17 protein-coding genes and 3 pseudogenes (1 of these 20 cut by a window edge) are annotated in these 19,360 nt (G+C 58.2%); 11 read left to right on the top strand and 9 right to left on the bottom strand.

Features of this window, described 5'->3' with window-relative positions:
• Positions 1–66 precede the first annotated feature (66 nt).
• Positions 67–777, top strand: a complete 711-nt coding sequence (locus G6R31_RS15845) for an IS6 family transposase (protein WP_164994030.1) — start codon at positions 67–69, stop codon at positions 775–777.
• 40 nt (positions 778–817) lie between these two features.
• Here G6R31_RS15845 and G6R31_RS15840 read toward each other — a convergent pair whose 3' ends face one another.
• Together G6R31_RS15840 and G6R31_RS15835 are read right to left on the bottom strand one after the other, a co-directional pair.
• The gene (locus tag G6R31_RS15840; RefSeq protein WP_017872034.1) at positions 818–1,348 is read right to left on the bottom strand and encodes a hypothetical protein; all 531 of its coding nucleotides are present in this window, start codon (positions 1,346–1,348) and stop codon (positions 818–820) included.
• A 1,845-nt stretch (positions 1,349–3,193) separates the two neighbouring features.
• A complete protein-coding gene (locus G6R31_RS15835) occupies positions 3,194–3,826 on the bottom strand; it encodes a hypothetical protein (protein ID WP_017872033.1) in 633 nt (210 codons plus the stop codon).
• Between the two features lie 103 nt (positions 3,827–3,929).
• On the opposite strand from G6R31_RS15835, the gene G6R31_RS15830 reads away from it, so the two are divergent.
• Positions 3,930–4,151, top strand: coding sequence for a helix-turn-helix domain-containing protein (locus G6R31_RS15830; protein ID WP_017872032.1), 222 nt, complete (start codon positions 3,930–3,932; stop codon positions 4,149–4,151).
• Positions 4,152–4,168: 17 nt separating this feature from the next.
• On the opposite strand, the gene G6R31_RS15825 is transcribed toward G6R31_RS15830, so the two are convergent.
• A complete protein-coding gene (locus tag G6R31_RS15825) occupies positions 4,169–5,401 on the bottom strand; it encodes a transposase (RefSeq protein WP_164994043.1) in 1,233 nt (410 codons plus the stop codon).
• A gap of 319 nt (positions 5,402–5,720) precedes the next feature.
• On the opposite strand from G6R31_RS15825, the gene G6R31_RS15820 reads away from it, so the two are divergent.
• The 5 genes and pseudogenes from G6R31_RS15820 to G6R31_RS15800 form a co-directional block, all read left to right on the top strand.
• A complete protein-coding gene (locus tag G6R31_RS15820) occupies positions 5,721–5,921 on the top strand; it encodes a ParA family protein (RefSeq protein WP_081608368.1) in 201 nt (66 codons plus the stop codon).
• A gap of 20 nt (positions 5,922–5,941) precedes the next feature.
• A complete protein-coding gene (locus G6R31_RS15815; RefSeq protein ID WP_164994036.1) occupies positions 5,942–6,652 on the top strand; it encodes an IS6 family transposase in 711 nt (236 codons plus the stop codon).
• Between the two features lie 339 nt (positions 6,653–6,991).
• Complete coding sequence (locus tag G6R31_RS15810) at positions 6,992–7,960, top strand: XamI family restriction endonuclease (RefSeq protein ID WP_017872022.1); 969 nt, start codon at positions 6,992–6,994, stop codon at positions 7,958–7,960.
• A complete protein-coding gene (locus tag G6R31_RS15805; RefSeq protein ID WP_017872021.1) occupies positions 7,957–9,525 on the top strand; it encodes an Eco57I restriction-modification methylase domain-containing protein in 1,569 nt (522 codons plus the stop codon). Before G6R31_RS15810 ends, G6R31_RS15805 begins: the two co-directional genes overlap by 4 nt.
• 332 nt (positions 9,526–9,857) lie before the next feature.
• Positions 9,858–10,535 (top strand): annotated as a pseudogene (locus G6R31_RS15800) (IS701 family transposase); the annotation flags it as partial.
• Between the two features lie 55 nt (positions 10,536–10,590).
• Here the strand turns inward: G6R31_RS15800 and G6R31_RS15795 are convergent.
• Positions 10,591–11,301, bottom strand: coding sequence for an IS6 family transposase (locus tag G6R31_RS15795; RefSeq protein WP_164994035.1), 711 nt, complete (start codon positions 11,299–11,301; stop codon positions 10,591–10,593).
• 36 nt (positions 11,302–11,337) lie between these two features.
• Here G6R31_RS15795 and G6R31_RS15790 point away from each other — a divergent pair, with 36 nt between their 5' ends.
• Positions 11,338–11,883, top strand: coding sequence for an ABC transporter permease (locus G6R31_RS15790; protein ID WP_318826280.1), 546 nt, complete (start codon positions 11,338–11,340; stop codon positions 11,881–11,883).
• Between the two features lie 208 nt (positions 11,884–12,091).
• Here the strand turns inward: G6R31_RS15790 and G6R31_RS15785 are convergent, their stop codons facing one another.
• From G6R31_RS15785 to G6R31_RS15775, 3 genes and pseudogenes are all read right to left on the bottom strand, one after another.
• The gene (locus G6R31_RS15785) at positions 12,092–12,520 is read right to left on the bottom strand and encodes a transposase (RefSeq protein WP_081703145.1); all 429 of its coding nucleotides are present in this window, start codon (positions 12,518–12,520) and stop codon (positions 12,092–12,094) included.
• Between the two features lie 15 nt (positions 12,521–12,535).
• Positions 12,536–13,734 (bottom strand): annotated as a pseudogene (locus tag G6R31_RS15780) (IS3 family transposase).
• Positions 13,735–13,825: 91 nt separating this feature from the next.
• Positions 13,826–15,088: a hypothetical protein gene (locus G6R31_RS15775; RefSeq protein WP_017872037.1), complete on the bottom strand. Its 1,263-nt coding sequence runs from the start codon at positions 15,086–15,088 to the stop codon at positions 13,826–13,828.
• 220 nt (positions 15,089–15,308) lie between these two features.
• On the opposite strand from G6R31_RS15775, the gene G6R31_RS15770 reads away from it, so the two are divergent.
• Positions 15,309–16,019: an IS6 family transposase gene (locus G6R31_RS15770; protein ID WP_164994034.1), complete on the top strand. Its 711-nt coding sequence runs from the start codon at positions 15,309–15,311 to the stop codon at positions 16,017–16,019.
• A gap of 59 nt (positions 16,020–16,078) precedes the next feature.
• On the opposite strand, the pseudogene G6R31_RS15765 reads toward G6R31_RS15770, so the two are convergent.
• Positions 16,079–16,216, bottom strand: a pseudogene (locus tag G6R31_RS15765) (IS6 family transposase); the annotation flags it as partial.
• A gap of 429 nt (positions 16,217–16,645) precedes the next feature.
• Here G6R31_RS15765 and G6R31_RS15760 point away from each other — a divergent pair.
• Both G6R31_RS15760 and G6R31_RS15755 read left to right on the top strand, forming a co-directional pair.
• Entirely contained in the window at positions 16,646–17,953 is a 1,308-nt protein-coding gene (locus G6R31_RS15760; RefSeq protein ID WP_017872066.1) for a replication initiator protein A, read from the top strand.
• A 144-nt stretch (positions 17,954–18,097) separates the two neighbouring features.
• A complete protein-coding gene (locus G6R31_RS15755) occupies positions 18,098–19,330 on the top strand; it encodes a transposase (protein WP_164994033.1) in 1,233 nt (410 codons plus the stop codon).
• On the opposite strand, the gene G6R31_RS17060 is transcribed toward G6R31_RS15755, so the two are convergent.
• Positions 19,327–19,360, bottom strand: the final stretch of a protein-coding gene (locus G6R31_RS17060) for a hypothetical protein (RefSeq protein WP_264149127.1). The gene runs 89 nt beyond the window's last position; only the last 34 of its 123 coding nucleotides appear in the window; its start codon lies beyond the right edge, outside the window — the gene reads right to left on this strand; its stop codon occupies positions 19,327–19,329. The genes G6R31_RS15755 and G6R31_RS17060 overlap by 4 nt on opposite strands.

The raw sequence follows: 19,360 nt of genomic DNA, 5'->3' as shown, positions 1-19,360 counted from the left end.
GTAATAGACTGTATCCATCTGACGTTCACCGGTTCTGGCAACTTAACGCTGATAGGCTGCCGAGCTGTGACTGACCGGAAGCCCTATCGACATCGATTCCCGCTGAGTGTCATTGGGTATGCCCTGCGGCTCTACCACCGCTTCCCCCTCAGCCAGCGGGACGTTCAGGAACTGCTTCACGAGCGTGGTGTTCAGGTCAGTCACGAGACCCTCCGTCAGTGGAACATCAAGTTCGCCCCACTCCTGACCGAGGAACTGCGCCATCGAGAACCCCGGCGGGGTTCTCGATGGCATCTGGACGAGGTCTGCGTCAAGGTCGGCGGGGTCAAGCATTGGTTGTGGCGAGCGGTCGACGAATACGGGGACGTGCTGGACATTCTGCTTCAGGAACACCGAGACACCCAGGCGGCCAAGTCCTTTTTTGTCCGCCTCCTGGGGGAATACGACGTGCCGGAGGTGATCCATACCGACAAGCTGTGGAGCTATGGGGCGGCGCTGCGTGAGATTCCCGTGCTCCACGACGTGGAGCACGTTCAGGTCGTTTCCACCGCCCGCTGTAACAATCTGGTGGAGCAATCTCATCGACCCACCCGGCAGCAAGAACGAAGCCAACTGGGCTTCAAGCGCCGGAAACGAACACAAGAATTCCTCGCCCTGCACGCCCGAGTCTCGAACCTCCATCGACACACGCGAACCACCGTTCCCGCCACACTCAGACGAAGCCATCAATCCGCAGCTCTTCTCCGCTTGCGAGAGGCGATGCAGCAGGTGGCTTGATTCTCAAGCCACCTGCTGCGCTACTCCGGCGTCACTCAGGTTAAGTTGCCAGAACCTCCGTTTCATAGTTGTTCTCCTCCTGATTGAGACTGGCCAATGGTGCAGTCTGTGGCCGAGCAAATCGCGCGTATGGCATCGTCGGCCAGAATGGATACGGCTCATCACTGTGAGTGCTCTTCCAAACACGCGTGCTGTGCTGCGCCAGAGCAAAAACATCGCTGCGGATACCCGAAAAACCTGGGTAGTGGCACAGATGTTCAGCCAGCCGCAGCACCTGCAGACGCGCCGTTTCTGGGGGTAACTGGTAGGGCCGCTGCCCCAGAGCAGGCACGCCGCCGCGCCCGGTGATCAGGCGATTGATGCGCTGCCGGTAGTGTCCGCGTGCCTGCTCGCTGAGCCGCCAGGTAACTGCCCCCGACGGCGACCGTGCCAGCTGGTAGTTGCGCCAGATGAGGGGCCAATCCGGATCCAGCGCCAGTTGCCAGTTTTCACGGCTTTCCAGCGGTATGACATTGCTCAGAAGCAGCATCGTGACCGTCTGTGCATCAGGCGGCATGATCACCAGGTGCACAGCGGGGAGTCCCGCCCGCCGCAGGGCCGTCCGGGTTCCGTGATCGGCCGAGATGGTCGGATACCGCTGTACCTGACGCGCCGCAATCTGAGAGGCGTTGGCAATGGGTGCTGTAATGACGGCAACCCAGGGCGATGCACGCGCTAGTTGTGCAACTGCGCGTAGACCGCTCGTAACGGTGGTGTGGTATCGCACATACCTATAGATGAACGCGCGAGGGTGTACTACGCAACCCCCCCTCCCACCACTCACAAAAATTTTTGAGATGCCACAGGCTAACAGGCACCCCATGGGTATCCTGTCAATCTCCTCCTCAGTCAAACGACCATTGAATTAGGGGAAAATGAAAAGTAGCGTTCTGTGCATGTAATTTCAGTGCGTATAAAGAATGTTCCTATTTGGGGCACAAAGGCCGGTACGCTCAACCCATGGTGCTGTCCTCGCAGACAACCATGAGGCTGACTCGCCATCAGGCTCAAACCGACGTAGCTGCGTGCTGGGGAAACCTCGCTGGCGCGGCTGCAGCAGGGGCTGGGTGGTGCAAACCCACCCTTCTACCTAATCCCTCGGTGATGTTGGGCGACACGGAAACGGGCGATGTGGTGACACATCTAACCCTGCCATTTTGGAAATACGGGGTGGGGCGCTGGGAACGGTGCAACATCTCCCCCACTGGTGGGCGTCAGCATGTCGGTGACGGCATGAGACTGAACGGCGTGACGTTGGGTGATGACCAACGCGCAAAGGGTCAGTTTGTACTGCAAGGGGCAACCTGGGCAGATAGACGGATAGCTCAAGCCAGTAAGGGCCGCAAGCACTGTGGCTATGGGGTGTTCAGACTGCGGTCTGTAGGTGCAAGTGGTCAGGACTGGATGGACACATTCAGGCCGTCGAGAGACGTGGACAGTGTGGGCGAGGGTAAACCCCGAGTTCGGAACATTTGCGGGGCTAAAGGTCTTCGGACTGACTGCACAGCGAATCGTCCACACCTGCTGGTCGGGCTACACCTCCGCGAAAGCGGGCAGAAGAGTTGGCTAACGTGGGAAGCTGCTGGCTACACGTCAGACACTCGTTTTTTGAGTGGGCGGCCAGGAGTGGGAGCGGTGGTTACTAGGTTCAAGCCGAACGAGTTGGGGCTGCCCTTCAAGTGCGGTGTGCTGACTGCAAAGTCAGGCCGAAAACTACCATCGGTGAAAGGTCAGGGACTCCGCCTGGCTGGGAACATCTGCGAGGATTTACGGCACGCATTGCCGAGCACCAGGACGCGACGGGTTGGCCCCCGGAACGTCAGCATGCTGCGCAGGGTGACTCCTGCTCGGGATGTGGTCAAACATGCACCGATCGTCGAGCCTCGAGCGTCGGACTCACGAACGTATCAACAGAGCTCAACCCTCACCACTGGACGGTTACGCGAACCGTCGGCAGGGACCCTGTACACCGGGTCACTGGTGGGCGTTTTGACCTGCATGTGTTCGCGGCACATGGCATCGGGTCAAACAACCTCAGACGCAGGATGCACACCGCCACAGTTGCGCTCCCTGCTCCGACAAAAACCGACGTGCTGGAGTCACACTCAGCCACTGGACAGCGTCCTGATGCGCCCACACTGGGCCGCACTTAACAACGTCCGTCGGGCGTTCCTGCCACCCGGAGTCGTTCTCCAGGATGTCGGCAGGTCTCTGGTGCCGGGTCACATTGACAGCCCCCCAGCAAGGGGCGGGCCTTCGACCAGCTGGAAGCGGAGTCGCGCTGCCTCAAAACTCTGATTACAGTCGTTGCGGATGTGCAGCGCTGGGCCCCTGAATACCAGTAGTATTCAGGGGTTGTCTTTTGCCTTAGCTCTTTTTACTTGCTCGGCATGGTGGCTTCGTCGTACACGGTAATGCTAGGACGTTTCAGGTCGATCCGAACGCGGTTCCAGAAGTGGTAGCCACCACTCTCAGCGCGTACGTACATGTCTACGACCCGTGCGCTCGCCGGATAGCTCACTGGGGTGCCCTTGTCGTTGAAGAAAAGTGGCTTGAGTGGCCCACCGTCAATCTTGACGGCAGCCGTTGTTTTGGAGGCCCAGTTTGGCTTCGCCTTATAAGCCAGCGTGCGCTTCGAGGGGTTAAATTGCAGTGTCTGCTCCTCGGGAGATCCACCGAACACGAACTGATTGGTGATGTCGAGCCGCCCTTTGGCGTTCGCTGGCACGTACTTGCTGAACAGCTGCCCAAATAGCGCAAACGTCTTGCCCGTGATCGTCACGGTTCCCGCCTTGCGGTCAGGGGTAAAGGTCAGTCCGCAGACCGTCTGCGGTCCAACCGTACTGCCCTCCTTCAGAAAGCGAAAATCCTTGTCTTCGGGGGCATTCGGGAATACTCCTACGGTCGTGTAGGAGAGACTGGTACCGGTCAGCAGCAACGTTTTGCAGTTTGCCTGCGCTGCCTGCGCCGTGCCAAGAAGAAGAAAGACGGATGCGAGCAGTCGGTTCATAGGGTGACCTCCAGGCATTGATCTCTTCTATTTTACTCAGATTGATAATTTTTTTACCAGGATTAACTGGAGCAGAAACAGTCGTCCGCACGACGCTGGAGGGATGACAGCCAAGGGCACCCCCTCGCCCGCACGTTTGACCTTCGGGAAAAAGCTGAGGGCCATCCGCCGCGCCAAGGACATGACGCTTGAAGACCTCTCGGAAGCCTCAGGCGTCAACTGGAGCTACATCAGCCAAGTTGAGTCTGGCCAGCGCAACATCGCCGTGGATAATATGTGGCGCCTCGCTCAGGGCGTCGGCGTGGAACTCAAGGAGCTGCTGTAACAATGGTTCGTGCAGTTTTAGGCGGCTTTGAGGCCAAAATTTAGCGGACTGAACGGCAAATGCTCTAATTCTGCAAAGCGGGCCGAGAGGTCCAAGTTGGACAAAATCACCTGGGCCAGCAGGGCGTTATACGCCCTGCGTTTCATGTCTTCGAGACTGAACACCAGATCCTGCCCGCCACCGGCCGCCCGCAGGACCTCCAGCCGACAAAGATTCAGGGTCAGCAACACCACATTCCAATGCGCTTCAATGCCCTGCTGTGAGCGCAGTTGCACATCCTGGCTCCCCAGGAACTGCTTGGCATCCCGGAAGATCAGTTCAATCTCGAAACGGCTCCGGTACAGCGCCATGATCTCATGAGCGGGCATCGTCACAGCGGTGCTGAACAGCACCGCGTAACCCGTCACTTGACCCTTTTTACCGACCTGCTGGATGACGACTGCACGCACTTCTCGCGCCCACTGCACGCTCCAGACCACCTGAGTCCACACCCGCTCGGTCGACGTTTCAGAAACGAGGTCAAAGCGCTGCAAGTCGCTGAAATCCACCTTGCCGTCGAACTTTTTTGGCCGTCCGCGTCGTCTGGGATGCTCGCCGGTATAGAGATACTTGAGGTTGGCGTTGCGAGGAAATCTGGAGATGAATGGGAGACCGTGACCGGTCACGGTCTCCACCATGGATTCTTTCGCATAGTTCCCATCCGCAACCACAGCGGCCAGATCAAGCCGTGGAACAGTCTGGAGATCGAGCAACACGTCATCCAGCTGGTCAGCGGCCTGTTCCAGACGACTCGGGGCCTCAGACCCGGTCCGGGTCTGACGGACATCGACCGTAAATGCCTGTCGGTGCTGGACGTCAATCAGGGCACAGCAGGATTGCTCGATCCCACGTTCGGTCCGTGCGGCACAGCCATTCCAGAACGAGCCGAGGTGTGCGGTGTGCTGACCAGATTTGCGGTGAAAAGAGGCGTCGATGGCCAGAACGCACAGTGGGCTGATCAGCCCACTCTCAATCGCCGTGCTCACAGTCGCCCGGTGTACTGCGCCCCAGGGAATGGCCCCGGGGTCACTTCGGTGCAGCCAACGACGGATCGTACTCTCCGAGCAGGCCGCATATCGGGAGAGGTTCAGGACGTTCAGCCGTCCAGGAACAGCGAGAAATACGCTAAGCAGCACGGTCAGAAAATTCCGCTGCGTCTTGCGCAGCGGGACCGCGCTGAGAACGTACTGTAGGATGGCCATTAGACCCATTGGAAGCGGTGTGTTCACAGCCCCATTTTCGGTGGGTCTTTCTTTGTGACCTCAAAACTGCACGAACCATTGCTGTAAGGGAAAGGAACAAAACTCTGGCATGGAGAAGGCAGCAAAAGCCTCCACTGAGCCCGAGCCGAGGCAGTGCCCGAGCCGAGGCAGTATCTGAACTACATCCTGAGCGAGGCGCTAGCCACCTGACTGCCCCCGTGAAGGGGGGTATTCACCTCTCCTCAAATATATATTCACAGATATACTAGTATATTTGTATACAAACCTACTTGTATGTTTGTATGTATATATATATATACTAGTCACCATGTCGAGACTTCTCATTTCGTTGGCTTCCCTGAAAGGGGGCGTTGGAAAAACCACGTCTGCTATTCACATTGCGGGACATCTCTCCAAGCAGGGGAGAGGAGGAGTTGCGGTCGTTGACCGTGACCGCACGCGCAGCGCGACAAGCTGGAGTCGCAGTGGCAACCTCCCCTTCTTCGTAGGCACGGTTCTGGCAACTTAACGCTGATAGGCTGCCGAGCTGTGACTGACCGGAAGCCCTATCGACATCGATTCCCGCTGAGTGTCATTGGGTATGCCCTGCGGCTCTACCACCGCTTCCCCCTCAGCCAGCGGGACGTTCAGGAACTGCTTCACGAGCGTGGTGTTCAGGTCAGTCACGAGACCCTCCGTCAGTGGAACATCAAGTTCGCCCCACTCCTGACCGAGGAACTGCGCCATCGAGAACCCCGGCGGGGTTCTCGATGGCATCTGGACGAGGTCTGCGTCAAGGTCGGCGGGGTCAAGCATTGGTTGTGGCGAGCGGTCGACGAATACGGGGACGTGCTGGACATTCTGCTTCAGGAACACCGAGACACCCAGGCGGCCAAGTCCTTTTTTGTCCGCCTCCTGGGGGAATACGACGTGCCGGAGGTGATCCATACCGACAAGCTGTGGAGCTATGGGGCGGCGCTGCGTGAGATTCCCGTGCTCCACGACGTGGAGCACGTTCAGGTCGTTTCCACCGCCCGCTGTAACAATCTGGTGGAGCAATCTCATCGACCCACCCGGCAGCAAGAACGAAGCCAACTGGGCTTCAAGCGCCGGAAACGAACACAAGAATTCCTCGCCCTGCACGCCCGAGTCTCGAACCTCCATCGACACACGCGAACCACCGTTCCCGCCACACTCAGACGAAGCCATCAATCCGCAGCTCTTCTCCGCTGGCGAGAGGCGATGCAGCAGGTGGCTTGAGAATCAAGCCACCTGCTGAGCTACTCCGGCCTCACTCAGGTTAAGTTGCCAGAACCCGAGCGGGAGAGATGAAAACACGCCCGGAGATAGGCTCCGGGCGCTCCCTTTTCAACCCCTGTCGGTCATAGTTCCAGACAACTACCCGGTGTTTATGATCTGGATGGATGGGAGGTGCGACCGGCGTACGTGATGAGCAACATTCCCAGCGAACTCCTCAAAGACAAGGCTCCTTACCCTGTTTTACACCTAGACGAGTTGATCACATTTTTTGGAAAGTGGCTTGTGGTGTGCGTGCGACGCCCACGGAGGCACTTTCGCTATGGCATACACTGACTACTGATGCCCGTTAATCTCGATAAACCTCAGCAGTGGAAGGCAGATGTGACTGCTTCGGTTGATCTTTACAACACATGGTTTATGGCCTTTGCCCCGGATGCTTTCCGCACCGCCCGCCAGAAGACGGCAGGCACTGTACTCGAAGACCTGCAACACACCCAATACTTGGCTGACCTGACCCTCACCACGCTCAGGCAGCGTCCGGGCGTGCTCCGCGTTCTCCGTATGTGTACTGCGCCCCCACTTGCTCTCGACCGACTGGTAGGTCTCTCGGGGGTAAACAAGAGTCTGGTTCAGACCATGGAGGCTTCGGAAGTAGGCATTCCAAAGCTCCCACAGCGAATGGCAAACGACGTTCTTGACGACCAACTTACTCGCATTGCTGTGGTCATTCGCCGCTTGACCGACGACTACATTTTTCCTTGGCTGGCGGGCAATAGTTCGCCTTCAGAGGAACAGGTGCAGCGGGCCGCCGCCATCGTGGCGGATCGCCTGTGTGGGGTGCTGGCTGACCCCATCATTCGTAACGCCCAGGAAGTGCGGCAGCTTGCCCTTATTCGCACTTGGTTGACGGCCCGGAATTACGTGCAGCTTCAACCGGGTCTGACCTTCCGCCAGATGCCGCCGGGGACGTTCTCCTTCCGCCTGAACGTGCCGGTCGAGCAGCCCGAGACAGGCAAGCCGATCAACCTTCCAGTCGATGCGGTGATTCAACCTCATACGGCTCAGGAGGGCGATTTCCCCATTTTGATCGAGGCCAAGTCCGCTGGGGACTTCACCAACACCAACAAGCGGCGGAAGGAAGAGGCACAGAAATTCGCGCAACTCCGCGCCAAGTATGGGCCGGATGTCCGGTTCGTTCTGTTCCTGTGTGGCTACTTCGACGCTGGTTACCTTGGGTACGAAGCTGCCGAAGGGATCGACTGGATTTGGGAACACCGACCTGACGACATGACACACTTGGGCCTATGACCACCATCGCCCGCCCTAATCAACATCACCGGGAGGAAGTGACGCAGCGAAGGCGAGCGCTCCAGTACCTTCTAGATCGTAAGCGCAGCAAAGAGGAACGCAATCGCCTCGGACAGTTCGCTACGCCAGATCAGCTCGCCCTAGATGTGGCACAGCATGCACTGAGCTACTTCCCTGATCGCTCTACTGTCGAGGTGCTGGAACCTGCGGTGGGACTGGGGAGCCTTTGGGAGGCCCTCCTGAAGAAAGCGGAGGGGCGCGACCTTCGTGGCACGGCATTCGAGGTCGATAGCGAAGTAGCTCAGGAAGCGCGTTCGCTTTGGGGGAAATTGGGGCTGGTGGTGAATGCCGGGAACTTCACGTCCCAGCTCCCACCAGCGCCAGAAGAACAGTTCGATCTGCTGATCAGCAACCCGCCCTATGTTCGGCACCATCATCTAGATCAGTTGGAGAAGAAGCACCTTCGCCGCCTGGCGGAGTCGCGCTCCGGCGTGCAGCCAAACGGCTATATGGGCCTCTATGGCTACTTCATGCTGCTGGCTCATTCGTGGATTAAACCTGGCGGAATCGGAGTCTGGCTGATTCCAACGGAGTTTATGGACGTGGGGTACGGGAAGGCCCTGAAGGAATACTTGCTTAAGCAGGTGACCTTGCTGAGCATCCACACCTTCACCCACACCACCACGCAGTTCGATGACGCACTGGTATCGTCGGCCATCGTGACTTACCGCATGACGCCTGTACAGCACGGTCATGAGGTGCGCTTCACCTCAGGCGATCAGCTCCTTAACCCAGCGAATGAGACCTCCTGGCCGATAGAGGACTTGACCGCTGACCAGAAGTGGTCAGGGCTGAGCCTTCAGCATGAAGTGGTTGAGAATAGGGGAATCACCCTAGGTGACCTTTTTGATGTTCGCCGGGGCATTGCGACTGGCGACAACACCTACTTTGTTATGGATGAGCAGCAGGCTGATGCCCTCAAACTTCCCAAGAAGTACCTCCGCCCTGTCCTGCCCAGCCCGCGTCACCTGAAATCAGACCACATTCTGGGGCGTGACGACGGTTTTCCAGCTCTCGATACAGTGCAGGTCTTACTGGATTGCGATCTACCGCCTGATCATGTCAGAGAGCAATTTCCTGAACTTTGGGCCTACTTACAGGAGGGGAAGCAAAGAGGCGTAAGTGCTCGTTACCTCTGTGAAAAGCGCAATCCCTGGTATCGACAGGAGCAGCGTCCGCCGCCACTATTCCTGTGTACCTATATGGGACGAGGACGGGCGGGCGGAAATCCTTTCAGGTTCATCCTCAACGAGTCCCAGGCGACAGCTACCAACGTTTATCTGTTGCTGTACCCGAAAGGGGAGATGGCATCATTGTTAACCCGTGGTCGCGCCGTTCAACAGGCTGTGTGGGAGGAACTCAACGCATTGGGCGGAGAAGTGGTGAAGCGTGAGGGGCGAGTCTACGGCGGCGGGCTACATAAGGTAGAGCCTAGCGAACTTCTGAAGACCCCAGCAGAAACCGTACTTGAAGTGGCTCGATATGCCATAAATGGCGCAGCTTAAATCCCGTACTACATGGGGTTAGTGTTAATGGGACTCCGTTGGGTTGAAAAACCCGTTCGATGGACATAGGTTTTTCAAGGGCTGAAGAAGGTCAACCCGACCCATGAAATCGAATCTTTTTGAGCAGTTAACGGAGTCCCATTATTTGTGAAGAGAATCGACAACATATTGCCAGGGTAAATACAGCGTAGGAAACCCATATAACTCTGGAGACGATGAAGTCCTTCGGTGCGCTCATCAGCGAGGCCCACGTGAGGCTATCCTAGCTGTACTTTGGGGATATTCAGGTCAGGAACAAGGAGTCCAGCATCACCGATGCTGGACTCCTTGCTATGCCACGGTCTCTGCCACCCTGGACCCGACACTTTCCTACTTGGTTTGCGCCCTTCCTGACGCACTTCCGTCACCGGGCCCAGCGTAACTGGGCACCTCTGTATGTACGAGGACTGTGCAGTGCAGCTCATCGAAAAAGCATGCAACCCCTGGCAGCTGTCGTGGCACCGGGAAAGGAAGACCACATTCAGCAGTTCATCACCGACAGTCCCTGGTCCACCGGTCCCTTGGAGACCCTCCTGGCACAACGGGCTGAAGAGATGCTGGGCGGCAAGGACGCTGTGTTGATCATTGACGACACGTGCTTGACGAAGTTCGGCACCAAATCGGTCGGTGTCGCTCGTCAATATTCCGGACAGGTTGGCAAGATTACTACCTGTCGATGTCTCGTTTCCCTGACCCTCGCCCAACATGAGCTTCCCGTACCAGTCGCATTACGGCTCTTCCTCCCGCAGCAATGGACCCGTGATCCGGCTCGCTTGGAGGCAGCTGGTGTTCCTCTGGAACACCAGCTGCCTCAGACCAAGTGGGAGCTGGCCTTGAAGGAATTGGACCGAGTGAGCGAACACGTGACCTTCGGTATGGTGTTGGCGGACGCGGGATACGGCGTGAACGCCCAATTCCGTCATGCACTGACCGAACGAGGCCTGCTGTGGTCTGTCGGCATCACCCGGACGGTTCTGGCAACTTAACCTGAGTGAGGCCGGAGTAGCTCAGCAGGTGGCTTGAGAATCAAGCCACCTGCTGCATCGCCTCTCGCCAGCGGAGAAGAGCTGCGGATTGATGGCTTCGTCTGAGGGTGGCGGGAACGGTGGTTCGCGTGTGTCGATGGAGGTTCGAGACTCGGGCGTGCAGGGCGAGGAATTCTTGTGTTCGTTTCCGGCGCTTGAAGCCCAGTTGGCCTCGTTCTTGCTGCCGGGTGGGTCGATGAGATTGCTCCACCAGATTGTTACAGCGGGCGGTGGAAACGACCTGAACGTGCTCCACGTCGTGGAGCACGGGAATCTCACGCAGCGCCGCCCCATAGCTCCACAGCTTGTCGGTATGGATCACCTCCGGCACGTCGTATTCCCCCAGGAGGCGGACAAAAAAGGACTTGGCCGCCTGGGTGTCTCGGTGTTCCTGAAGCAGAATGTCCAGCACGTCCCCGTATTCGTCGACCGCTCGCCACAACCAATGCTTGACCCCGCCGACCTTGACGCAGACCTCGTCCAGATGCCATCGAGAACCCCGCCGGGGTTCTCGATAGCGCAGTTCCTCGGTCAGGAGTGGGGCGAACTTGATGTTCCACTGACGGAGGGTCTCGTGACTGACCTGAACACCACGCTCGTGAAGCAGTTCCTGAACGTCCCGCTGGCTGAGGGGGAAGCGGTGGTAGAGCCGCAGGGCATACCCAATGACACTCAGCGGGAATCGATGTCGATAGGGCTTCCGGTCAGTCACAGCTCGGCAGCCTAGCAGCGTTAAGTTGCCAGAACCATCCAGCCCAACATGTCCCGGATTGCCGAGAATGTCCGCACCGGGAACATGGATTTCACGCTGCTCAAGCCGATTGACGCGCAATTCAATGTATCGGCGCGGCACCTCAACGTGTTGCGCTTTCCCGACCTGCTGATTGGCGCCGGGCTGCTGGTCTACGCGGCGGCGGGCCTGCCCGTCACGCCGGGCGGGGTGCTGGCGGCGGCGGGACTGTACCTCTCGGGGCTGGTCATCGTGTACTGCATCTGGCTGGCGCTGAGCACCACGGCCTTCTGGTTCGTCAAGACGCAGAACGCCACCGAACTGTTCAACGGCGTCTTCGGCGCGGCGCGGTTTCCGGCCACGTCGTTTCCGCTGCCGGTGCGCTTTTTTCTTACGTTCGTCATTCCGGTCACGCTGATCACCACCGTTCCCGCGCAGGCCGTGACCGGGCAGCTCACGCCCGCGCTGGCGCTGGTGTCGCCGCTGCTGGCTCTCGCGCTGTTCGTCGCCACGCGGCTGTTCTGGCAAAGGGCGGTGGCGAGCTACACGAGTGCGAGCAGTTGATGTTCCGGCGCCGGAGACCGCTGCCCCCCCCTTCCGCTGCTGGCGGAGTGGCGGGACAGAGCTTCACCGTCGGCGGCGGCAGGGGTGGGGGCCGAGTTCGGGGGGGGCAGTGTAAAGAGGGCGGAGCAGGAGCATTTTTTCGGCCTTCTCTGCTCGTGGGGTGAGACCCGGGCAACGGCTTGCAGCGGGGTGTTCATACGGATTCCGATTAATTCCTGCACAAGGGCCACCAGTGGAAAAGGGTGTGTCGGGTGAGGAGGTCAGGCTGAGTTTCCAGCCAAGCGCACTGTTCGCCGAGTGTTGTTTGAAGGTCATCCAGGCTTTCGAAACATTGGTTTGCTAGCGTTGCATCGGTCAGTTTCCAGAGCCGTTCAACGGGTTGCAACTCGGGAGAATAGGGCGGCAGAGTCACCGTTTGTATGCCTGCTGGATGTCCCTGCAGTGCAGGGACATGAAAGCCGCCGCCGTCCTCAACGACCAGGACATGATGTTCTGGCCCTGCACCGACACTCTGAGCAAAAGCAGCCATCACCGCCTGATACGCGTCCTTGTTGAGCACTGGAACCAGGTAGAACCGACTTTCTCCAGACTCGGGGTTCACAAAGGCGTAAATGTAGAGCCATGGGCTTGCCCCGATATTGCGTAGCTGAAGTTAAGCAGCAGTAGCTTGCCGTTCGAACTCGTAGGGCGTCAAGTACCCGAGAGTCGAGTGGCGACGCTGGCGGTTGTAGAAGACCTCAATGAACTCGAACACGGCCTGACGGGCCACCTCCCGAGTCTCAAAGATGTTCTCGTCCATCAGCTCCCGTTTCAAGGAGCTGAAAAAGCTTTCCACCACGGCATTATCCCAGCAATCCCCCTTGCGACTCATACTTCCTCTGGCCCGCATGCGGGCCAGTGCTGCCTGAAAGAGCCCACTCGCATACTGACTGCCCCGGTCACTGTGATGCACCAGTCCGGGAGACGGAAGACGGCGCCGGGCCGCCATCTGTAGGGCCGCCAGTGGCAGTGTGGCAGACATCTGCGTGTCCATCGCTTAGCCCACCATGGCCCGCGAATGCAGGTCCAGGGTGACGGCCAGGTACAGCCAGCCTTCCCGGGTCGGCAGGAACGTCAGGTCCGACGCCCACACCTGATTCGGCTGCGCAACGTCGAACTGGCGCGCCAGCAGATTCGGGCAGACCGGCAGGGCATGGCCACCATCCGTGGTTCGCACAAACCGTCGTTTTCCCTTCGCTCGCAGACCCTGTCCGCGCATCAGGCGGGCGACCCGCTTGCGGGACACCCGCTGCCCCTCGGACTGCAACTCCGCATGAATGCGCGGCGCCCCGTACCGTCCTTTGCTGCGCTGGTAAACGTCCTGGATGCGCTGCTCCAGCAGCGCATCTTGCTGCGTGCACGTCGAGATCGGCCTTCTTCGCCAACTGTGGTACCCACTCACCGACACCTCCAGCAAGGGCGCACATCACGTCCAGGCGGTACTGCGTGCGGTGAGCGTGGATGAACTGGTACTTCAGCGTGTGGTTTCTTTGGCAAAGAAGCGGGCAAGCCCCATACGGGTGCTGTTCTGCCCAAGACAGGCCGTGGCTTTTTTAGGATTTCACGCTCCTGACGCAGGATCTCGTTTTCCTTGCGGAGCCGCTGGATCTCCTGCTGCTCGGGGCTCAGGGCCTGACGGCCCTGTCCCGGGAACGCGCTTTCCCCGTGGGTCTGCTGCGCATTCCGCCATTTTCGGAGGAGGGAGACACTGATGCCAAGATCGCGGGCGGTGCCGGAAAGGTTGCCGCTGGTTCGGGCGAGCTGCACTGCATCTCGTTTGAACTCAGCGCTGTGGATTCTGCGGGTGGTCATGATGGTGCCTCCTCTCGTGGGGGCTTATCTCCATCTGCGCAAAATCGGGTCAACCTCAAAGCGCTCGTCACCCGATTCCCAATGGCTCCAGTCAAACCCCTTTGAGTCGCGTCTCGTAACTATGAATCAGAGCGTCTAGATCAGGGCGCCGTTCGGCATGCTGATCAATCCGACGCTGCCGCCCTGAGCGGTCGAAATACGGCTTCACGTCCAGGTAGGAAAAGTCGTGGCGCTGAAAGACTTCCTGCAGGTCGACAGCGGGAAAAGGCATGGCCTGGCCATCCGGGAGCAGCAACGTGCCCTTGAGGCTATAAGCGTCCATCAGGTGAACCAGGTCCTGGTCGTAAGTCAGCAGATACTGCAGGTAATAACGGCCCTCAACCGCGCCTACCCCCTGATGCATCTCCATACGGCGGGCAGTGAGGAGGTCCCAAGCCATGTTTTGGAGGCTCTCGAGGAGTTGCGGGTGCGACCGCTGAACACGGCTGAAGAAGGACAGGCGGTGTCCTTCTTCGAACAGACGAATGCCGTACACCAATTCCCGGGGCAGCATGGTGCAGAGTTCCTCATCGAAGAAACGCAGTAGTTCCTGAATTTTCGCTTTGACCGGGCGTTTGGGCTGCTTCAGGTGAATCCAGCTGATCACCAGTAGGACCAGGTAGCATAACCGCTGAAGGGAGCGGTAATAGGCTTTGAGGCTGTCCGGGCGGGTTTCGATATACACCAGGAGGCGCTCGACCCGCTGGTCGATCTCACGGTCACCCGCTTGTGGCCGCAATACGCCAGTGGCGAGGAAGTAAGGCTCATCAAGATCCTTGACGATCTCGATGGCTTGCAGATTGGCCCGGAAGTTCCGACTGGCATACACCTGGGTGCGTGTCAGGCGATCTGCGTTTTCTTCGATATAGGCCCAGAAGTCCCAGTTCCAGCCGCGGGCGCTCAGATAGGTCAGGGCGCTGCGGATGGCATGCGCCATAGGGTGGCTCGCGCCTTCAATGGCCAGGGCGAGATAGCGAACGACCTGCGTGTCGAAAGTGATGCTGTAATCCTGCACGATGGTCGTGCCACCCGGCGCGAATGTTTGCCATACGGTGCGGTTGTCAAGGTAGACCAAGTGGTCACTGCGATAGAGCCCACGCAGGTAGGCGCCATCTGGAAGGTCAAGTTGGTTGGGAACGGGAAACCTAATGCCGTCTGGAAGGGCAAGGATGAGCCGGGAGTCCTTCAGCGCTCGCCGGTGCCAAAACCAGGTGCCAAACGCCTGAGCTTTCGAATCGGCCCGTGCTAGGCGTTCTATGACTGGTTTGACATACAGACTTGCGGCGTCCATTCCAATGCTCAGCTTACCGATCACTGCACCTCTCTCCGCTCCTGGATCCTGTCACTGCGGTTCTATCCGAGGAGAGCCAAGTCAGTCATCACTCCAAGAAAGCCTGTGACTGAACGGGGAAGCAGGATGGATGGTCAAATCCGCCCCATACTGCACTCTTAAATTACATAATTTTGCACAGTTAGAATTATGCAATTTTAGTATGGCAGGTTCTGGCAACTTAACGCTGATAGGCTGCCGAGCTGTGACTGACCGGAAGCCCTATCGACATCGATTCCCGCTGAGTGTCATTGGGTATGCCCTGCGGCTCTACCACCGCTTCCCCCTCAGCCAGCGGGACGTTCAGGAACTGCTTCACGAGCGTGGTGTTCAGGTCAGTCACGAGACCCTCCGTCAGTGGAACATCAAGTTCGCCCCACTCCTGACCGAGGAACTGCGCCATCGAGAACCCCGCCGGGATTCTCGATGGCATCTGGACGAGGTCTGCGTCAAGGTCGGCGGGGTCAAGCATTGGTTGTGGCGAGCGGTCGACGAATACGGGGACGTGCTGGACATTCTGCTTCAGGAACACCGAGACACCCAGGCGGCCAAGTCCTTTTTTGTCCGCCTCCTGGGGGAATACGACGTGCCGGAGGTGATCCATACCGACAAGCTGTGGAGCTATGGGGCGGCGCTGCGTGAGATTCCCGTGCTCCACGACGTGGAGCACGTTCAGGTCGTTTCCACCGCCCGCTGTAACAATCTGGTGGAGCAATCTCATCGACCCACCCGGCAGCAAGAACGAGGCCAACTGGCCTTCAAGCGCCGGAAACGAACACAAGAATTCCTCGCCCTGCACGCCCGAGTCTCGAACCTCCATCGACACACGCGAACCACCGTTCCCGCCACCCTCAGACGAAGCCATCAATCCGCAGCTCTTCTCCGCTTGCGAGAGGCGATGCAGCAGGTGGCTTGAGAATCAAGCCACCTGCTGAGCTACTCCGGCCTCACTCAGGTTAAGTTGCCAGAACCCTCGTGACTGACCTGAACACCACGCTCGTGAAGCAGTTCCTGAACGTCCCGCTGGCTGAGGGGGAAGCGGTGGTAGAGCCGCAGGGCATACCCAATGACACTCAGCGGGAATCGATGTCGATAGGGCTTCCGGTCAGTCACAGCTCGGCAGCCTATCAGCGTTAAGTTGCCAGAACCTGCAGAACTGTTCGGAAAGTGTCACAGCAAGATTTATCTAGCTGGAGATGATCCTGGGATACGGCCAGGAGCTGTGCGCATTGCCGCAAGTTTGGTGTCCGAATCCCTCAGTTCTGTCTCGTGAATCCCTCAGTTCTATCGCACATATCCCTCAGTTCTGTCGCTAGTGAAGATAAAAAACCACGCTTATGCCGGGTATGACCGAGATACTTTTGAGGGAAAAGCGAGACAGAACTGAGGGATTCACGAGACACTTTTGAGGCAGAGACGAGACAGAACTGAGGGATTCGTCCGCTCGTTTCCCGACAAACACAGTGTTATTGGCTTAAATTTTGCCCCTTGATTGACAATCAAATCAATTCTTTTTTCTTTTGACTGTAAGATCAAATCAAGGTGGAACTGGAACTCCGGATCAATGAACTCGACCTGACCAGGGCAGGGATCATCAGCGTGCAACGCGACCTGGCACCCACTGAGACGACATGGGTTACGGATTACACCATTGGCGACGTGATGTACCGCGTGATGGGCAGTGCCTTCCATGGCCGCCCGCATGGCCGTGACGGAGATATCCTTCTCGCGCTCCAGACCATATTTTTCAGGGCAGGCTGTCCTGAAAATAACGAAATTGAGATCTCTGCGGCCCAGTTGCTCGCCGCAAGCGGTCATTCTCGTAACGGCCAGTACTACGCATCCCTACGTGACGCCCTCATGCGGCTGAGCGGCGTCAAGTGGACGCTTATTCGTACCCAATTCGATGAAAAGCGTAAACGCCACTTCGGTCAGACGACGACCACAGGAATCATCGCTGAGATGGAGGTCATGGATCAAACCACTGGATCGCACCGACCTTTCGATCAACGCGAACTCTCGGACAGTTCACCTATCAAGATTACGTTTGTTCCCAGCTTCGCGGCCTCCATTCGGGATGGATTATTTCAGATGCTGGATGGCGAACTTCTTTCACGCCTGGGTCAGCCGCAGGCGAGGAGTCTTTACCGGGTTCTTCAGGCGCATCGCCTTACCAGCTCTGGGTCACTCGCCAGTGAACTCACTTTTCAGCTCAAGGACTGGTTGAGCGCCTGCGGCCTTGAGAACGAACGCCTCGATAATGCCCGTCGCACGTTGGATGCTGCCCATGAACGCTTGATGGCCGAGAAGTACCTTCAGAATGTCTCGTTTGAAGGCCGTGGCCGGGCTGCAAAGCTGGAATACACCTTCTCAGCTCCTCCCGAGCCGGAACTGGTGGATATCCTCATCGCTCGTAACGTTACCCGTCCTGTGGCTGAGACTCTGGCGGCTGATCATCCAGATCGCATCCGTCTCGCGCTTCGCATCATTGATGAGCGCCTTACTGGTGGCTGGAAACCCCGGTCACTGGCCGCCTCTATTGTGGACGCGGTACGCAATCCCAAGAAGTGGGGCTACATGGCCGCCGATGCCCCAGAAAGCCCCAGGAAGGCTACGGTAAAGCGCAAGCCGTCCAAAGAGCCAGAGCCAGAATCGGAGCACGCCCAGGATCCTCGTGGGACGTCGTTGGTTTTGCTCAAGCTGCATCTGGGGAGGGCTGTATCGAGTAAGGCTATTGCTGCGGTCAACGAACTCGATGATGCTGGGGCAGCAGCTTTACTCACCGCGCTCCAGAAAGGCAAATCGGAAGCGTTGCGTCTGGCACAAGCCATTTTGCTCGTGGAGCTGTAAGCAGGCTACTGCCCCCATATCCGAATCGCGTCTTGGTCGGCTTAAACTGGAAAAAACCGACAAAGGTACGATCAATGGTTCGTGCAGTTTTGAGGTCACAAAGAAAGACTCACCGAAAATGGGGCTGTGAACACACCGCTTCCAATGGGTCTAATGGCTATCCTACAGTACGTTCTCAGCGCGGTCCCGCTGCGCAAGACGCAGCGGAATTTTCTGACCGTGCTGCTTAGCGTATTTCTCGCTGTTCCTGGACGGCTGAACGTCCTGAACCTCTCCCGATATGCGGCCTGCTCAGAGAGTACGATCCGTCGTTGGCTGCACCGAAGTGACCCCGGGGCCATTCCCTGGGGCGCAGTACACCGGGCGACTGTGAGCACGGCGATTGAGAGTGGGCTGATCAGCCCACTGTGCGTTCTGGCCATCGACGCCTCTTTTCACCGCAAATCTGGTCAGCACACCGCACACCTCGGCTCGTTCTGGAATGGCTGTGCCGCACGGACCGAACGTGGGATCGAGCAATCCTGCTGTGCCCTGATTGACGTCCAGCACCGACAGGCATTTACGGTCGATGTCCGTCAGACCCGGACCGGGTCTGAGGCCCCGAGTCGTCTGGAACAGGCCGCTGACCAGCTGGATGACGTGTTGCTTGATCTCCAGACTGTTCCACGGCTTGATCTGGCCGCTGTGGTTGCGGATGGGAACTATGCGAAAGAATCCATGGTGGAGACCGTGACCGGTCACGGTCTCCCATTCATCTCCAGATTTCCTCGCAACGCCAACCTCAAGTATCTCTATACCGGCGAGCATCCCAGACGACGCGGACGGCCAAAAAAGTTCGACGGCAAGGTGGATTTCAGCGACTTGCAGCGCTTTGACCTCGTTTCTGAAACGTCGACCGAGCGGGTGTGGACTCAGGTGGTCTGGAGCGTGCAGTGGGCGCGAGAAGTGCGTGCAGTCGTCATCCAGCAGGTCGGTAAAAAGGGTCAAGTGACGGGTTACGCGGTGCTGAACAGCACCGCTGTGACGATGCCCGCTCATGAGATCATGGCGCTGTACCGGAGCCGTTTCGAGATTGAACTGATCTTCCGGGATGCCAAGCAGTTCCTGGGGAGCCAGGATGTGCAATTGCGGTCACAGCCAGGCATTGAGGCGCATTGGAACGTGGTCTTGCTGACCCTGAACCTCTGTCGCCTTGAGGCCCTGCGAGCAGCAGAGGGCGGACAGAATCTGGTGTTCAGTCTCGAAGACATGAAACGCAGGGCGTATAACGCCCTGCTGGCCCAAGTGATTTTGTCCAAGTTGGATCTCTCGGCCCGCTTTGAAGAATTAGAACATCTGCCGTCCAGTCCGCTAAATTTCGGCCTCAAAGCCGCCTAAAACTGCACGAACCATTGGGTATAGGCCGCT

This window comes from Deinococcus wulumuqiensis R12 (assembly GCF_011067105.1).
Taxonomy (GTDB): Bacteria; Deinococcota; Deinococci; order Deinococcales; family Deinococcaceae; genus Deinococcus; species Deinococcus wulumuqiensis.
This window is presented reverse-complemented; position numbering and strand designations above follow the sequence as displayed.

Excerpts from the sequence above, each read along its gene's own strand:
- G6R31_RS15835 (WP_017872033.1), bottom strand. The coding sequence starts at position 3,826 with ATGAACCGACTGCTCGCATCCGTCTTTCTTCTTCTTGGCACGGCGCAG.
- G6R31_RS15755 (WP_164994033.1), top strand. The coding sequence starts at position 18,098 with ATGGGTCTAATGGCTATCCTACAGTACGTTCTCAGCGCGGTCCCGCTG.
- G6R31_RS15820 (WP_081608368.1), top strand. The coding sequence starts at position 5,721 with ATGTCGAGACTTCTCATTTCGTTGGCTTCCCTGAAAGGGGGCGTTGGA.
- G6R31_RS15825 (WP_164994043.1), bottom strand. The coding sequence starts at position 5,401 with ATGGGTCTAATGGCCATCCTACAGTACGTTCTCAGCGCGGTCCCGCTG.
- G6R31_RS15810 (WP_017872022.1), top strand. The coding sequence starts at position 6,992 with ATGCCCGTTAATCTCGATAAACCTCAGCAGTGGAAGGCAGATGTGACT.
- G6R31_RS15805 (WP_017872021.1), top strand. The coding sequence starts at position 7,957 with ATGACCACCATCGCCCGCCCTAATCAACATCACCGGGAGGAAGTGACG.
- G6R31_RS15830 (WP_017872032.1), top strand. The coding sequence starts at position 3,930 with ATGACAGCCAAGGGCACCCCCTCGCCCGCACGTTTGACCTTCGGGAAA.